Below are 14,254 nucleotides of genomic sequence, written 5' to 3' on the forward strand. Positions count from 1 at the left end.
CTCAACGGAGTCTTCCGCTAGAACTACTACTCGCACGGCAGGTCCACCTCGATCGTGGTCGGCCCGCCGAGCGGGCTGGACAGGCGGAGCGTTCCGTCGACCGAGTCGATCCGCTGGAGGAGGCCGCGCAGCCCGGTGCCGCCGTCGAGCCGGGCGCCACCGCAGCCGTCGTCGAAGACGCGCAGGCACAGCCGGTCGCGTTCGCGGAGCACGCTCACTTGGGCCTTGGTGGCCGCCGCGTGCTTGGCGATGTTGGTGAGGGCCTCGGACACGATGAAGAACGCCACCGCCTCGATCGTAGGAGAAGCGCGCAGGTCGATGTCGACGCGCAGCCGCACCGGGATGGGGGCGCGCGCGGCGATGCCGGAGAGCGCCGCGTCGAGGCCCTGGTCGTTGAGCACGGCGGGGTGCAGGCCGCGGACGAAGTCGCGCAGCTCTTTGAGCGCCTGCTTGGCCTCCTCGTGCGCCTGCGCGATCGCCTCGCGGGCTGGCTCGGGCAGGTCGGTCAGCGTGGCGCGGGCCAGCCCGAGGTTCATGGCCAGCGAGACCAGCCGCTGCTGGGCGCCGTCGTGCAGGTCCCGCTCGATACGCCGCCGCTCGGCGTCGGCCGCGTCGATCACCCCGGCGCGGCTCTCGGTCAGCGTCTCGATCCGCTGCCCCAGCTCGTGGCGGCTGGGACCGAGCAGCGTACGCGCCACCGACAGGTCGAGGTGCGCCATTCCCCGCGCCAGAGTCGGAGTCACCAGCAGCAGGACGAACCCGACCGCCATGTAGGCGGAGACCACGACCGGGTCCCTCAGGTTGAACCGGAACACCAGCGGAGGCTCCTGCAGCATCGGCTGCAGGAACGCCGTCAGCCCCACCACGGCCGTCCCCCACGCGGCCGCCACCAGGACGGTCCCGGCCAGCCCCACCAGCGGCGAAAGCAGGTGGTAGCCGATCTGCCGCCAGGTGATGCGGCTGCGCCAGATGATCGGCGAGCGCACCGGCGGGATGCGCACCCCGAGGAACGCCTCGAACCGGGAGCGCTGCACCCGCGTGAAGAGCGGCAGGCCGCGGCGCATCAGGGGCGGCACCGCGGCGCACGCGAGGGTCAGCCCGGCGAGGATCACGCCGACAGGCAGCCCCATCACGACGTGCGCCGTGTCGAGCCAGGCGCGTGCCGACCACGGGCGGGGGACTTTCATGACAGCAACGGTATTGACCTCCGGGGCCCGCGCGACATGGGCTTGGTGTGTGCCTGCGGGGTAGGGCTAGCACCACCCCGCAGACGGGATGGGTCAGCCTCACAGCGGCGGGACGGACCAGCCCTTCTCCCCGAACAGCGGGGCGTGCTCGGCGTTGACGAACAGCCGGTCCTCGGGATTGGGGATGCGGAAGTAGCTCTGCGGGTGCAGCAGCTCCCTGGCGTTGTCCGACAGGTCGAGCACATAGCGGTCGGGCGCCCGCCGCTGGGCCAGGAAGCGCAGCTCGAACGGCAGCACGGCGAGCGGGTTCGCGTGGTCCCAGAGGCCCAGCCCCGCCTCACGGGCCCGCCGTACGGCCTGCCTGGCCCTGCCCAGCGCCCCTGCCTCGGCGACCGTCCTGGCGCTGCCAGGCGCCGGCACCGCGTCGGCCAACCGGCCCTCCTGGCGGACGAAGGGGTCGACGTTGGGCCAGATGAAGTAGGGGATCACGTGCCCGGCCGCGAGCAGCCGCTCGTTGTACGGATCGGGGCGCGGCTTGTCGCGCTGGTCGCGGTTGACGTAGCAGAGGAGCCTGCCGTACCGGTCGAGGATCTCGTACGCGAAGGCCAGCCTGATCTTGAACGTCTCGTCGGTGAGGCCCTGCTCGGTGATGTCGAGCTGCATCATGGTCTTGAGCGCCTGGGTGGCCGGGGCGGCGTGGGCGGCGTGGTTGGGCGCGGCCGCCGGGCCCAGCCTGCCCAGCAGGTTGTTGTGCAGGGCCGTGCGGAGCGTGAGCTCCTGGTAGCCCTTCTCGAACGGGTCGGTGAGGAAGGTCGTCCAGGCAGGCTTGTCGATGGAGACGAAGCCCTTGGGGAAGTCGGGGAAGTTCGGGTTGCGGGGTAACTCGAAGCTGACCTCGGGGGCGTCGACACCGAGCAGGCGCACGCCGAAGTTGCCGTCGGCCGCGATGTTGATCGTGTCACCGTCATGGACGATCTTGTCCACCGGCTGGGCCGCGCCTTTGGAGCGGCCGAGGAGAGCGTGTCCGACCGTGACGCCGGGAACGGGTTGTTCGATCGCCTTTGCCATGCCTGCATCATCACCCCGTAATGGCTGCAAGTCCCGAAATAGTTGAACGAATCGGCATTGCAAGCCGTCTCTTGTGGTGACGAATGAGCTGGAGGTCCAGATGTTACAGATCGGGGTAGCCGTGGCAGCCGCCGCGGCGATGTCGATGGGGGCGGGCGCCCTGCCGGACGGGATGCTCTTCCTGGAGACCCACCCACCGGCCAAGAAGTGGGAGACCTACAAGACCACGGAGTCGAAGAGCCTCCCGCTCCGGCTGAACCCGTGCGAGCGCCGCACGGCCTCGACCGCCGACCGGCTGGCGACCCGGGCCGTCCACTACCGCTCGGAAGACACGATCAAGTACGAGCAGCTCGTCGTCTACAAGAGCGTCTCCGCCGCCCGTACGGCGATGCGGGGGCTGCGCGCGGACCTGTCCCGGTGTAAGAACTTCGGCAAGGGCCCCGACCGCCACCACTACTACACCAAGCCCCTCAAGGTGGGCGACGACGCTCTCCGGGCCGGCAGCAGCTTCTTCGAGAGCGGTGAGCAGACGGTCGTCGTTCGGAACGGCGCGACCGTCTACGTCGTGGGTGGATCGGCCTGGGCGACGAAGAGCCTGCCGCTCAAGCGCTTCAAGGGCCTCATCGCCCAGGCGGAGCGGATGACGGCGAAAGTCTGCGACCTGCCGAAGGCGGCCTGCTGAAAACGCGGCTCCCTCAGGGGGCGCGTGACCGCGGCGGCTGCCTCAGGGGCGGCGCAGGCGCGTGACGAACTTGTACCGGTCGCCGCGATAGAGCGACTGCGCCCACTCGACCGGATTGCCGTCGGCGTCGAAGGCGTGCCGCGTCAGAAGCAGCATCGGCAGCCCGACGTCCACGCCGAGCGCCTTCGCGTCATAGGGCGTGGCGAGCACGGTCTCGATGATCTCCTCGGCGTCGGTGAGCCGGACGTTGTAGGCGTTGTGCAGCGTCTCGTACAGGGACGCGTGCACCTCGAGCTCCCGCCGCAGCCTGGGGAAGCGGCGGGCCGAGAGGTGAGTGGTGTCTATCGAGACGGGCTCCCCGTTGGCCAGCCGCAGGCGGTGGATGCGCAGGACGCGCCCGCCCGGGTTGATGGCCAGCCGCCGCGCGAGCGGCTCGTCGGCGGTGATGTAGCCGATCTCCAGGATCTTGGTGTCGGGCTCGAGGCCGGCCGTGCGCAGGTCACCGATGTACGACGTCAGCTGCAGCACCTGCGCCACCTTCGGCTGGGCCACGAACGTGCCCTTGCCCTGGATGCGCAGCAGCCGCCCCTCGACGACCAGCTCGGTCAGCGCCTGACGGACAGTGGTGCGCGAGGTCTCGAAGCGTACGGCCAGCGTCCGCTCGGGAGGCAGCGCCGAGCCGGGAGACAGGCTCTTGGTGAGCTCGAGCAGACTCCGTTTCACGTCGTAGTACTTCGGTACGCGAGGGCCGTCGTCCGTCACGCTCTCACCTTCACTTCTGCCACGGCGGTGAGGGCGTGTCTGATCACCGCGAGATCATCGGAACTCAGATTGGCCCGAGCGGTCAACCACCGGCACGACACGGGCAGGGGCGCGCTCGTCGTCAGACCGGGCTCGCCCGCCGTGATACATGCCGGATCGGGCAGCTCAGGTTGATTGTGAAGGATATACACAGTGGCAGGCGTGGTCGCAACCGAGGTGGGAACCGAGATCGGGTCAAAGATGAGCAACGTGGCGATCACCTCCGTTGCGCTCCGCGCGGTCCCGCTCTGAGGGCCGACCGAACGGAATGGTGTGACGGTTTTCACAGTGTGAGATTCCCGAAAATCGGCGGGTGACCGCACGGCGACACGCCCGTGTTCACCGGTGTTCGCGGTCTGATGAGCATGATCGCGGGAGGGGCGGGCCGGGCCGCCGGTTTGGTTGTTCCGGCGGAAAGCACGCATGATGCACTCGTGCCGACTCTCAGCGACCTCGTCGTCCGCCACACCGCTCTCGATGCGGCGGACCTCGACTGGCTGCACTCGCTGGTCTCCGACTGGCAGTTGCTGGCCGACCTGTCGTTCGCCGACCTCATCCTGTGGGCGCCGCTCCAGGGCGAGGGCGGCGGCTGGATCGCGATCGCGCAGATGCGCCCCACCACCGGGCCCACCGTCTACCACGACGACATCGTCGGCACCGTCGCGGCCAAGGGCGAGCGCTACCTGATCGACACGGCGTGGAACGAGCGGCGCATCTGCCGCGAAGGCGACCCCGACTGGTCGACGGGCGTGCCCGTGCGTGAGGAGACCATCCCCGTACGGCGGGCGGTCCCGGTCGGCGAGGCCCGCTTCCTCGCGGTGATCCAGCGCTCCACGAACCTGTCCTCGGCGCGCACCCCGTCGCGCCTGGAGCTCACCTACCTGCAGAGCGCCTCCGACCTGGCGCAGATGGTGGCCGAGGGACGCTTCCCGTTCTCCGGGGAGGAGCCGATCCTGGTCCGCTCCCCGCGTGTCGGCGACGGCCTGCTGCGGCTGGACCGGGCGGGCCGCGTGACGTACGCGTCGCCGAACGCGCTGTCGGCCTACCGGCGGCTCGGTCTGCACGCGGATCTGGTCGGGGCCGAGCTGGGCCGGGTGACCGCCACGCTCTGCTACTCCGACGAGCCGATCAACGAGGACCTGATGATCGTGGCCAGCGGGCGCGCGGCCAAGGAGACCGAGGTCGAGTCCGGCGGGACGATCGTGCAGCTCCGGGCGATTCCGCTGATCGTCGGCGGGGGCCGCATCGGCGCGCTGGTGCTCATCCGTGACGTGACGGAGCTGCGCCGCCGCGAACGCGAGCTGATGACCAAGGACGCGACCATCCGCGAGATCCACCATCGGGTCAAGAACAACCTGCAGACGGTGGCCGCGCTGCTCCGGCTCCAGGCGCGGCGCCTGCGCGTGCCCGAAGGGCGGGAGGCGCTGGAGGAGGCGGTGCGGCGGGTCGGCTCGATCGCGATCGTGCACGAGACGCTCTCTCACGCGCCGGAGGAGTTCGTCGACTTCGACGACATCGCCGACCGGGTGATCGCGATGGCGGGCGAGGTGTCGGCGGCGGAGGCGGCGGTCACCCCGCGACGGATAGGCAGCTTCGGCACCCTTCCGTCGCTCATCGCCACACCTCTGGCGATGGCTCTCACCGAACTTCTCCAGAACGCCTTGCAACACGGCCGCCCCAAACACCTGCAAGTGGTCGTGGAACCGACTCCCGACAGGCTGCACGTGACCGTCTGGGACGACGGTCAGGGCCTGCCCGCCGGCTTCGAACTGGACAATTCCACGAGTCTGGGCCTGCAGATCGTCCGCACGCTCGTGGTCGGCGAACTCTCGGGCAAGCTCTCGATCGCCCCTCGCCTGGAGGGCGGCACAGAAGTGACGCTCTCCATTCCGTTGCCGACCGCCTGACGGGCGGTTGGGCTAGGCAGTGGCGCGAGCGCGGGCGCGGGCGCTGCGGCGCTTCAAGGCCCTGCGCTCGTCCTCGCTCAGGCCGCCCCAGACGCCGGCGTCCTGGCCGGACTCAAGGGCCCACTTCAAGCACAGGTCGACCGCCGAACACGAGCGGCACACCTGCTTGGCCTCTTCGATCTGCATGAGCGCCGGGCCGGTGTTTCCGATCGGGAAGAACAGCTCGGGGTCGACGTCACGGCAGGCAGCTCGGTGGCGCCAGTCCATGCGTTCACTCCTTAGTAGATGGAACCTCTGGTCGGCTCCGTGCGGCTACTACTTTGTGAAGAGTTTCACTAACTCGCGCGAGCAGTGACCCGGATCCTGCTTTGGACCGGGGTTGCCCGCTGAGCGTCGGAGTGGACCCGGTGGGGCTTGTTAAAGGTCCTACGTTCCGACGTCAAAGTTGAGCCTGTCAGCCACTGAGAGTGCACGCAAGAGGGTTGGTAGGAAGTTTTGGTGTGGATGGATGTCGGATGCGTCACACAATGACCGAATGTAACCAGCTAGACCAGAACTTGTAATGCGTTCGGGATAGAGCGGAATGTCACCGACTCCCGTTCTCCCAGGTAGTCGCCGTCCAGCTCGAAGGCCACAGGGCGGTCCGCCGCGAGCGTGAACTCGGACTCGTCGTGGAGCTGGACGAGGTGCCGGCCCGATGGAAGGGTGTCACGCTCCGTGAGGATCTGCCGGATGGCGGGAAGTATCGAGGTCACGCCTATCTCTTGGAGTCCCAGCAGGTCGAGCCCGGTCTCGAAGCCGGCCCAGGGCGTGGGCAGGACCGGTCGGGTGCCGATGTAGGTCCAGGGCGAGGCGTTGGAGATGATGGCCATGTACACGCCCTTGGCGGCGGGAATGCCGGGACCGCTCAGTGTCATCGCCGGGTGGCGCTTGTCGGTGGCGAGGTAGTGGCGCAGCGCGGTGTTGACGTATCGCGTGGGTGTCGCCTTCCGGCCTGTGCCGCGCAGCCCCTCGACGGCTCGGATGACCTCGGCGTTGTACCCCATCCCAGCACCGAAGGTGAAATATCGGCTCTCGTTCTCCCAAAGGGCTTGCCCCAACCCCACGGTCCTGCGGCGGCCGTCACGCAGCGCCTCGAGCACGGCGCCCGTGGCCTCGACCGGGTCGTTCGGCAGGCCCAGGTCGCGGGCGAACACGTTCGCGCTGCCCCCCGGGATGACGATCAGCGCGGGCCGCCCGGCACTGGGATCGTCCTGGTACGCGGGGTCGTCGCCGTTGACGGCGTTGAGCAGGCCGTTCACGGCCTCGTTGATCGTCCCGTCGCCACCCAGCACGGCCACGACGTCGTAGCCCTTGGCGTGCGCGGTGGTGGCCAGCGCGGCCGCGTGGCCCCGGTACCGGGTCTGTTCCACGGTCAGCTCGACGGCGGCGCCGAGCGCGCGGATCAGTACGTCACGCCGGCGGGCATTCGTGGTCGTGGCCTTGGGGTTGACCAGGAGCATCGCTCGCATGTCGTTCAGCGTAGCCGGTGTCCGATATCTGGCTTATCGGCCATTAGTCGGAATCAGGAGGCGGCAAGGGGCACCGATAGGGTTTGGGGCGTGAACCGACCATGGACACTTCTCGCCGCCGCGCTCATCGTCGCCCTGGAGGGCCTGGTGGCGCTCGGTCTCGGTCTGTACGTCGCGGTGGAGACGCTGGCCGGCGCGGCGGAGGACATCACCAGCGCGCTGGCCGAGTCGGTGTTCGGGGTGCTGATCGGCGCGGGGTTGGTCTGGGTGGCCTGGGGCGGCCTGTACAAGATGGAGCGATGGGGGAGATCGCCCAGCGTGCTGGCCCAGATCTTCGTGCTCCCCATCGCGATCACGCTCATCCAGTCGGACAAGCCGCTCTATGGGATCCCGCTGATCGTGGTGGCCGTCGCCGGCCTCGGCACGTTGCTCGCGCCCCCCACCACCCACGCCCTATATGGCGAGGACTCGCAGAAGGGTTAGTCGTCGTCCAGGGTCAGTCGTTCAGGGTCGGTCTGTCCAGGGTCGGTCTGTCCAGGGTCAGTCGTCCGCGGTCAGGCCCTCGCGCAGCTGGGCCAGCGTGCGGGCCAGCAGCCGTGAGACGTGCATCTGCGAGATGCCCAGCTCGGTGGCGATCTGCGACTGGGTCATGTTGCCGAAGAAGCGCAGCAGCAGGATGCGCTTCTCGCGGGGCGGCAGCCGTTCGAGCAGCGGCTTGAGCGACTCGCGGTACTCGACGCCTTCGAGCGACTCGTCCACGATGCCCAGCGAGTCGGACACGGCGGGCGCGTCGTCGTCACCGGAGTCGGGCGCGTCGAGGGACACGGTGGAGTAGGCGTTGGCCGACTCCAGACCCTCGAGCACCTCCTCCTCGGTCATCTTGAGGAAGGCGGCCAGCTCCGCGACGGTCGGCGCCCGGCCCTCGCGCTGCGACAGCTCGCTGATCGCCTTGGTCAGCGACAGCTTGAGCTCCTGCAGGCGGCGCGGCACGCGCACCGCCCAGCCCTTGTCACGGAAGTGGCGCTTGATCTCGCCGACGATCGTGGGCGTGGCGTAGGTGGAGAACTCCACACCGCGGTTGAGGTCGAAGCGGTCGATGGACTTGATCAGCCCGATGGTGGCGACCTGGGTGAGGTCGTCGAGCCACTCGCCCCGGTTGCGGAAGCGACGGGCCAGATATTCGACCAGAGGAAGGTGAAGCTCGACCAGCTCGTCCCTGATGCGCTGCCGACGCGGCTCGTCAGGCCCCAGCTCGGCCAGCTCGGCGAAGAGGATGCGGGCCCGCACCCTGTCGGGCACGGCGTGGTCGCTGGTGGCCATGGCTCCCGTCCTTTCCGTCACGCCGGCCTCGCCGTGCCTCGGCGCTTCCGCAGGACGATCGCCATGCGATCGGGAGAGTCGATCACCGCTTCCACATCGTCTGCCAGGGCGGTCAAGACCATCCAGGCGAAGTCGTCCCGCTTTGGCGCGGGGCTGCCGACCGTCGCGACCTCGACCCTGACCTGCATTTCCTGCCCGGTCAGCTCGAACTCGGCGGTCAGCTCGGTCCCGGGCACAGCCTCGCTCAGCAGCATCGCGCACGCCTCGTCGACCGCGATCCGCAGATCCTCGATCTCGTCCAGCGTGAAGTCGAGCCGTGCGGCCAGCCCGGCGGTGGCCGTACGCAGTACGGACAGGTAGGCACTCGCGGCCGGGAGCCTGATGCTCACCACGTCGCGGATGCCGGCCACGCCCTCAGCCCGCGTCTCGGTTTCCTCGGTCACGTTCCTCCTCGCGTAAACGGCGCTGACTGCAACTTACCGCTCCCGGGAGGTGGTTGGCGGAATCAGACTCGCCATCGACAGAAAAGGCTCTGCGCGGAAGGTCGCCGCACAGAGCCTTTGTGCCGATTTAGGCGGCCTTGGTCTCCCAGAAGATCTTGGAGATTTCGTCAATCTTGCCGAGAAGGTCCTCGGCCTTGGTCACCTCGACCGTGCCCTTGCCCCCTGCCGCGCCGGCGAGCTTCGTGGCCTCCCAGAAGAGCTGGTGCAGCTGAGGGTACTGCTCGAGGTGCGGGGGCTTGAAGTAGTCGGTCCAGAGCACCCACAGGTGGTGCTTGACCAGCTCGGCCCGCTCCTCCTTGATGGAGAGCGCGCGGGCGCGGAAGATCGGGTCCTCGTTGGCCGCGTACTTCTCCATGATCGCCTTGACCGACTCCGCCTCGATCCGGGCCTGCGCGGGGTCGTACACCCCACAGGGCAGGTCGCAGTGGGCGGAAGCGACATGCTTGGGTCGTAGCAGTCGTGCGAGCATCAGAAAGTCCTTCCTTGATGCTGAATCAGCTTGGTCCAACTACCGACCTTACTCGGGTCCAAACGCCTGCGGCGGAGGGGGTCACAGCCCATGAGAGTGCGTGTCGAGGGGGATTCGATGCGGCCCGCGCTGGTGCCCGGCGACTGGCTTCTCGTACGGCGTGGCGCCGCGGTGCGTCCCGGCGATCTGGTCGTGGCGCGGCTGCCAGGTGAGCCCGGTCGGCTGATCGTCAAGCGGGCCCATTGGCACGGCGATGACGGCTGGTGGCTGGAGAGCGACAACCAGCGGGCCGGTGGGCGCCGCGACAGCTGGGACTTCGGCCCGGTGAACGACATCGTGGGCCGGGTGGTGCTGCGCTACTGGCCGCTCCTGCGGCGGGCGCGGTAGGCGGCGACGTTGGCCCTGCTGGCGCACCGGGCGGAGCAGTAACGGCGCGAGCGGTTGGAGGAGGTGTCGAGGAAGGCCCGTGGGCACTGCGGCTCCTGGCAGCGGCCGAGCCGGTCGGCGCCCAACTCGGCGACCAGCGCGGCCAGGCCCATCACGGCGCCGGCGGCGGCTGTGCCGTGCGCGTCCACAGCGAGGTGGAGGTGCCAGCGCTGCCCGTCGTGGTCCGACAGTTGGGGGCGCACCGGATGGCGCACGAGCAGCGCGTTCAGCCGCGCCACGACGGCCTGCTCGCCACCGGTCCCGTCGAACAGGGCCGCCAGCTCGTCATGCAGCTCTATGAGCTCCGCCGGCGGGTGCGGATCGTTCACCAGCCGGACCGCCCACTCGGCGTAAGAGGTGAGGTCCATGCCGGAGTATTACACGAGCCGCGGGGCGCCCCGGCCTCGGACGCCCCGCCGCGGGCCGCAGAGGCCTGCCTCGGGCCCCGCTTTGGAGGCCCCGCTGAAGGTCAGCCCTCCGGGTGCAGGACGCGCCTGAGGAAGGAGCGGGTCCGCTCCTGCTTCGGGTCGCCGATCACCTCGGTGGGCGATCCCTCCTCGACGATCACCCCGCCGTCCATGAACACCACGCGGTCGGCCACCTCGCGGGCGAACCCCATCTCGTGGGTGACCACCAGCATGGTCATGCCCTCCTCCGCCAGCTTGCGCATGACGGCGAGCACGTCGCCGACCAACTCGGGGTCCAGCGCCGAGGTGGGCTCGTCGAAGAGCATCAGGTCCGGGTTCATGGCCAGCGCCCTGGCGATGGCCACCCGCTGCTGCTGTCCGCCGGAGAGCTTGCCGGGATATTCGTCGCACTTGTCGCCGACGCCGACCTTGGCCAGGTTCTCCCTGGCGACGATCTCGGCCTCCTTCTTGCTGCGGTTCAGCACCCGCTGCTGGGCGATCATCACGTTCTGCAGCGCGGTCAGGTGCGGGAAGAGGTTGAACTGCTGGAACACCATGCCGACGTGCCGCCGGGCGGCGTCGATGTCGGCGTCGGCATGGGTCAGCTCCACGCCGTTGACGAACACCCGGCCCTTGGTGGGCGTCTCCAGCACGTTCACGCAGCGCAGCAGCGTCGACTTGCCGGATCCTGAGGGGCCGATGACGCAGACCACCTGGCCGGGTTCGACGGTGAAGTCGATGCCCTTGAGCACCTCGTTGTCGCCGAAGTACTTGTGCAGTTCCCTGATCTCTACGGCGTGCGTCACCGTTTCCTCCCCTGGCGCGCTTCGAGGCGGCGTACCACGAACCCGAGCGGGATCGTGATCAGCAGGTAAGTGGCGCCGGCCACGATCAGCGGCGTGCTGTTGGCCTGGTCGATCGTGGTGTCGGAGCCGAACTTGGTCAGCTCGGTGGTCGCCGCCGTCACGCCCAGCGTGAAGACCAGCGAGGAGTCCTTGAACAGCAGGATCAGCTCGTTGGTCAGCGGCGGGATCACGATCCTGATGGCCTGGGGCAGGATGATGGAGAGCATCGCCCGGCCCGGCTTCATGCCGAGCGACCTGGCCGCCTCCATCTGCCCCTTGGGCACCGCCTGGATGCCCGCGCGGAACGACTCGGCCATGTAGGCGGCGGCCACCAGGCCCAGCGCGAGCGCCACCGTCCCGTAGACGTCACCGGGGAGCTTGAACCCGGGGAAGGCGATCGGCAGGCCGAACCCGAGCAGCAGGAAGATGATCAGCGCGGGCAGGCCGCGGAAGATCTCGATGTAGACGAGGGCGACCACCCGGTAGGGGACCACCGAGGACAACCGCATCAGCGCCAGCACGAGACCGAGCGCGAAGCCGATCACATAGCCGGCGACGGTGAAGATCAGGGTGTTCTTCAACGCCACCGTGAACAGCGTGGGGAACATCCCGGCGGCGACCTTGCCGTTCAGGAAGTTCTCGAAGATCCTCGGCCAGTCCGCGAGCAGGATCACCGCGATGAGGACCAGGGCGAAGACGGCGTACTGGATGGCGAGGCTGACGCGACGGCGCTGGCGGGGGCTGAGCCCGCTTTTCGCGGGCTCAGCCGTGGTCGGCGTGGTCGTCATGATCAGGAGGTGGGCGTCGGGGTCGTGACGGGCGCGGCGCCCATCCACTCCTGGTACTCCTTGGTCCAGGTGCCGTCCTTGATGGCCTCGGCCAGGGACTCGTTGATGACCTTGAGCAGCGCGGCGTTGCCCTTCTTGACGGCGAAGCCGTACTGGGCGTGGGTCGGCACCTGGCCGGACAGCTCATAGGCGGAGGAGACGTTCGGCTTCTTCATCCAGTCGACCACGACCGGCAGGTCCTGTATCACCATGTCGACCTGGCCGGACTGCAGCGCGAGCAGCAACTTGCCGGAGTCCTTGAACTCCTTGGCCTCGATGCCCTTGCCCTTGGCGAGCGTGAGGCTGGTCGTGCCGGCCTGCACCCCGACGCTCAGACCCTTGGTCTTGGCGGTCTCGAGGTCGGGCACACCGGCGCCCTTCTTGGTCACCAGGCCGAGCACTTCGTCGAAGTAGGGGTTGGAGAAGTCGAGGTGCTGCTTGCGGTCCGGCGTGATCGTCATACCGGCGGCGGCGACGTCGCACTTGGCGGCGCTCAGCGCGGCGCCGCCCTTGATCGAGTCGAAGTCGATGTCCACGATGTCCTGCGTCACCCCCAGCTTCTTGGCGACCAGGTCGATCATGTCCACGTCGAACCCGACGACCTTGCCGCTGGCGTCCTTGGACTGGAACGGCGGGTACGGCAGGTTGGTGCAGGTGGTCAGCTTTCCGGGGGCGACCAGCTGTACTCCGCCCGCCGCCGTGGCGGATGCGGAGGACGAGGCGCTGGTGCCCGTCTGCGAGGTGCTGCCGCAGGCGGACAGCGCCAGGGCGGCGGTCAGGGCGAGCGCACCGGTGGTGTAGCCACGGCGCGTCCTGGGCCAGAGGGCCATGTGCAGGCCTCCTCGAGTGATATGTAAGGAAAGTTGGTTTTTGTGAAGTTTAAATGGGCTTTTGCTGCGGTCCGTCATCTGACAATTAACAATGCGTCAACGGAACGGAGTCGGTACTGAGACAGACCCCATCTCAGCATGTGGCACTATGGAGCGACGGGTGACCCCCGTAACCCCTCTCACGAGACGATCGAGGAGGGGCATCTGGCGGCTACCGAAGCCAGGCCTCTCGCGCCGTCTGCCGAAGGTCTCATCCGTCCGATGACTACTGGGGTCGCTGTGACTACCACACCCGCTTCCGTCGAATCCCTCGATCTCGATCCCGCCTTCGCGTTGCACCGCGGCGGGAAGCTCGAGGTCCGATCCACCATTCCCGTCCGCAACGCCGACGACCTTTCCCTTGCCTACACCCCCGGGGTCGCCCGCGTCTGCACCGCGATCGCCGACACGCCGTCACTCGTCAACGACTACACCTGGGTCTCCAACGTGGTCGCCGTCGTCTCCGACGGCACGGCCGTGCTCGGTCTCGGCGACATCGGCCCGGCGGCCGCCATGCCCGTGATGGAGGGCAAGGCGCTGCTGTTCAAGGAGTTCGGGGGCGTCGACGCGGTCCCGATCTGCCTCGACTGCACCGACGTCGACGCCCTGGTCGAGACAGTCGTGCGACTGGCGCCCTCGTTCGGCGGCATCAACCTGGAGGACATCAGCGCGCCCCGCTGCTTCGAGGTCGAAGACCGGCTGCGGGACCTGCTCGACATCCCGGTCTTCCACGACGACCAGCACGGCACCGCCATCGTGGCCCTCGCCGCGCTGACCAACGCGGCCCGCCTGACCGGCCGCTCTCTGGGCGACCTGCGCGCCGTGGTGGCCGGAGCCGGCGCGTCCGGGGTCGCGGTCACCCGGATCCTCCTGGAGGCCGGCATCGGCGACATCGCGGTCGCCGACTCCAAGGGCATGATCTACGACGGCAGGGAAGGGCTCAACCCGGTCAAGGCGGCACTGGCCCGCGACACCAACAAGGCGGGTCACAAGGGCTCGACCGAGGAGGCCCTGGCGGGCGCCGACGTCTTCCTCGGCCTGTCCGGCTCGACGGTGTCGGAGGCGGCCATCGCCTCGATGGCCGCGGACTCGATCGTGTTCGCCCTGTCCAACCCCACCCCCGAGGTGCATCCCGAGGTGGCCGCGAAGTACGCCAAGGTGGTCGCGACCGGCCGCTCCGACTTCCCCAACCAGATCAACAACGTGCTGGCCTTCCCCGGCGTCTTCCGCGGCGCGCTCGACGTCCGGGCCACCACGATCACCGAGAACATGAAGGTCGCGGCCGCCGTCGCGCTCGCGGACGTGGTGGGCGCGGACGTCAGGGCCGACTACGTCATCCCCAGCCCGTTCGACGCGCGCGTGGCGCCCGCGGTGACCGCCGCCGTCGCCGCCCAGGCCCGCGCCGACGGGGTCGCCCGCCTGTAGCTCGCCG

At 68.8% G+C, this 14,254-nt stretch carries 18 protein-coding genes; 5 read left to right on the forward strand and 13 right to left on the reverse strand.

From position 1 onward, the window contains the following. Positions 1 to 26: 26 nt before the first annotated feature. Together AB0H88_RS11305 and AB0H88_RS11310 are read right to left on the reverse strand one after the other, a co-directional pair. Complete coding sequence (locus AB0H88_RS11305) at positions 27 to 1,187, reverse strand: sensor histidine kinase (protein ID WP_357643186.1); 1,161 nt, start codon at positions 1,185 to 1,187, stop codon at positions 27 to 29. A 99-nt stretch (positions 1,188 to 1,286) separates the two neighbouring features. Further along, a complete protein-coding gene (locus AB0H88_RS11310; RefSeq protein WP_357643187.1) occupies positions 1,287 to 2,255 on the reverse strand; it encodes a hypothetical protein in 969 nt (322 codons plus the stop codon). Between the two features lie 100 nt (positions 2,256 to 2,355). On the opposite strand from AB0H88_RS11310, the gene AB0H88_RS11315 reads away from it, so the two are divergent. After that, a complete protein-coding gene (locus tag AB0H88_RS11315; protein ID WP_357643188.1) occupies positions 2,356 to 2,937 on the forward strand; it encodes a hypothetical protein in 582 nt (193 codons plus the stop codon). Between the two features lie 42 nt (positions 2,938 to 2,979). Here AB0H88_RS11315 and AB0H88_RS11320 read toward each other — a convergent pair whose 3' ends face one another. Both AB0H88_RS11320 and AB0H88_RS11325 read right to left on the reverse strand, forming a co-directional pair. Then, positions 2,980 to 3,699 carry a GntR family transcriptional regulator gene (locus AB0H88_RS11320; RefSeq protein WP_357643189.1) on the reverse strand — a complete coding sequence of 240 codons (720 nt, stop codon included), beginning with the start codon at positions 3,697 to 3,699 and terminating at the stop codon, positions 2,980 to 2,982. Then, positions 3,696 to 3,959, reverse strand: a complete 264-nt coding sequence (locus tag AB0H88_RS11325; RefSeq protein ID WP_357643190.1) for a hypothetical protein — start codon at positions 3,957 to 3,959, stop codon at positions 3,696 to 3,698. Before AB0H88_RS11325 ends, AB0H88_RS11320 begins: the two co-directional genes overlap by 4 nt. A 213-nt stretch (positions 3,960 to 4,172) precedes the next feature. Here AB0H88_RS11325 and AB0H88_RS11330 point away from each other — a divergent pair, with 213 nt between their 5' ends. Further along, complete coding sequence (locus tag AB0H88_RS11330; RefSeq protein ID WP_357643191.1) at positions 4,173 to 5,645, forward strand: histidine kinase N-terminal domain-containing protein; 1,473 nt, start codon at positions 4,173 to 4,175, stop codon at positions 5,643 to 5,645. A gap of 12 nt (positions 5,646 to 5,657) precedes the next feature. Here AB0H88_RS11330 and AB0H88_RS11335 read toward each other — a convergent pair whose 3' ends face one another. Next, the gene (locus AB0H88_RS11335) at positions 5,658 to 5,912 is read right to left on the reverse strand and encodes a WhiB family transcriptional regulator (RefSeq protein ID WP_357643192.1); all 255 of its coding nucleotides are present in this window, start codon (positions 5,910 to 5,912) and stop codon (positions 5,658 to 5,660) included. 278 nt (positions 5,913 to 6,190) lie between these two features. Continuing rightward, a complete protein-coding gene (locus AB0H88_RS11340) occupies positions 6,191 to 7,156 on the reverse strand; it encodes a diacylglycerol kinase family protein (protein ID WP_357643193.1) in 966 nt (321 codons plus the stop codon). 90 nt (positions 7,157 to 7,246) lie between these two features. Here AB0H88_RS11340 and AB0H88_RS11345 point away from each other — a divergent pair, with 90 nt between their 5' ends. Next, complete coding sequence (locus AB0H88_RS11345; RefSeq protein ID WP_357643194.1) at positions 7,247 to 7,639, forward strand: hypothetical protein; 393 nt, start codon at positions 7,247 to 7,249, stop codon at positions 7,637 to 7,639. Positions 7,640 to 7,696: 57 nt separating this feature from the next. Here AB0H88_RS11345 and AB0H88_RS11350 read toward each other — a convergent pair whose 3' ends face one another. The 3 genes from AB0H88_RS11350 to sodN form a co-directional block, all read right to left on the reverse strand. Next, positions 7,697 to 8,476 carry an RNA polymerase sigma factor SigF gene (locus AB0H88_RS11350; RefSeq protein WP_357643195.1) on the reverse strand — a complete coding sequence of 260 codons (780 nt, stop codon included), beginning with the start codon at positions 8,474 to 8,476 and terminating at the stop codon, positions 7,697 to 7,699. Between the two features lie 17 nt (positions 8,477 to 8,493). Then, positions 8,494 to 8,919: an anti-sigma factor gene (locus AB0H88_RS11355; protein ID WP_357643196.1), complete on the reverse strand. Its 426-nt coding sequence runs from the start codon at positions 8,917 to 8,919 to the stop codon at positions 8,494 to 8,496. 127 nt (positions 8,920 to 9,046) lie between these two features. Further along, the gene (gene sodN / locus AB0H88_RS11360; RefSeq protein WP_214640147.1) at positions 9,047 to 9,448 is read right to left on the reverse strand and encodes a superoxide dismutase, Ni; all 402 of its coding nucleotides are present in this window, start codon (positions 9,446 to 9,448) and stop codon (positions 9,047 to 9,049) included. 30 nt (positions 9,449 to 9,478) lie between these two features. Between sodN and AB0H88_RS11365 the strand changes: the two genes are divergently transcribed. Beyond that, positions 9,479 to 9,835 (forward strand): S24 family peptidase, encoded by a 357-nt coding sequence (locus AB0H88_RS11365; RefSeq protein WP_357643197.1) that lies wholly within the window; start codon positions 9,479 to 9,481, stop codon positions 9,833 to 9,835. On the opposite strand, the gene AB0H88_RS11370 is transcribed toward AB0H88_RS11365, so the two are convergent. From AB0H88_RS11370 to AB0H88_RS11385, 4 genes are all read right to left on the reverse strand, one after another. Continuing rightward, entirely contained in the window at positions 9,805 to 10,242 is a 438-nt protein-coding gene (locus tag AB0H88_RS11370; protein ID WP_357643199.1) for a CGNR zinc finger domain-containing protein, read from the reverse strand. The two genes, AB0H88_RS11365 and AB0H88_RS11370, sit on opposite strands and share 31 nt — an antisense overlap. A gap of 101 nt (positions 10,243 to 10,343) precedes the next feature. Beyond that, a complete protein-coding gene (locus AB0H88_RS11375; protein WP_357643201.1) occupies positions 10,344 to 11,087 on the reverse strand; it encodes an amino acid ABC transporter ATP-binding protein in 744 nt (247 codons plus the stop codon). Then, positions 11,084 to 11,962 carry an amino acid ABC transporter permease gene (locus AB0H88_RS11380; RefSeq protein WP_357643203.1) on the reverse strand — a complete coding sequence of 293 codons (879 nt, stop codon included), beginning with the start codon at positions 11,960 to 11,962 and terminating at the stop codon, positions 11,084 to 11,086. The genes AB0H88_RS11375 and AB0H88_RS11380 overlap by 4 nt, the downstream gene beginning before the upstream one ends. Then, positions 11,917 to 12,783: an ABC transporter substrate-binding protein gene (locus AB0H88_RS11385; protein ID WP_357643204.1), complete on the reverse strand. Its 867-nt coding sequence runs from the start codon at positions 12,781 to 12,783 to the stop codon at positions 11,917 to 11,919. Before AB0H88_RS11385 ends, AB0H88_RS11380 begins: the two co-directional genes overlap by 46 nt. A gap of 261 nt (positions 12,784 to 13,044) precedes the next feature. Between AB0H88_RS11385 and AB0H88_RS11390 the strand changes: the two genes are divergently transcribed. Next, on the forward strand, positions 13,045 to 14,247 hold the full coding sequence (locus AB0H88_RS11390; RefSeq protein ID WP_357643206.1) for an NADP-dependent malic enzyme: 1,203 nt from the start codon (positions 13,045 to 13,047) through the stop codon (positions 14,245 to 14,247). Positions 14,248 to 14,254 lie beyond the last annotated feature (7 nt).

This window comes from Nonomuraea sp. NPDC050680, assembly GCF_040654555.1.
GTDB lineage: Bacteria > Actinomycetota > Actinomycetes > Streptosporangiales > Streptosporangiaceae > Nonomuraea.

Excerpts from the sequence above, each read along its gene's own strand:
- AB0H88_RS11305 (WP_357643186.1), bottom strand. The coding sequence starts at position 1,187 with ATGAAAGTCCCCCGCCCGTGGTCGGCACGCGCCTGGCTCGACACGGCG.
- AB0H88_RS11310 (WP_357643187.1), bottom strand. The coding sequence starts at position 2,255 with ATGGCAAAGGCGATCGAACAACCCGTTCCCGGCGTCACGGTCGGACAC.
- AB0H88_RS11315 (WP_357643188.1), top strand. The coding sequence starts at position 2,356 with ATGTTACAGATCGGGGTAGCCGTGGCAGCCGCCGCGGCGATGTCGATG.
- AB0H88_RS11335 (WP_357643192.1), bottom strand. The coding sequence starts at position 5,912 with ATGGACTGGCGCCACCGAGCTGCCTGCCGTGACGTCGACCCCGAGCTG.
- AB0H88_RS11340 (WP_357643193.1), bottom strand. The coding sequence starts at position 7,156 with ATGCGAGCGATGCTCCTGGTCAACCCCAAGGCCACGACCACGAATGCC.
- AB0H88_RS11350 (WP_357643195.1), bottom strand. The coding sequence starts at position 8,476 with ATGGCCACCAGCGACCACGCCGTGCCCGACAGGGTGCGGGCCCGCATC.
- sodN (WP_214640147.1), bottom strand. The coding sequence starts at position 9,448 with ATGCTCGCACGACTGCTACGACCCAAGCATGTCGCTTCCGCCCACTGC.
- AB0H88_RS11370 (WP_357643199.1), bottom strand. The coding sequence starts at position 10,242 with ATGGACCTCACCTCTTACGCCGAGTGGGCGGTCCGGCTGGTGAACGAT.
- AB0H88_RS11385 (WP_357643204.1), bottom strand. The coding sequence starts at position 12,783 with ATGGCCCTCTGGCCCAGGACGCGCCGTGGCTACACCACCGGTGCGCTC.
- AB0H88_RS11390 (WP_357643206.1), top strand. The coding sequence starts at position 13,045 with ATGACTACTGGGGTCGCTGTGACTACCACACCCGCTTCCGTCGAATCC.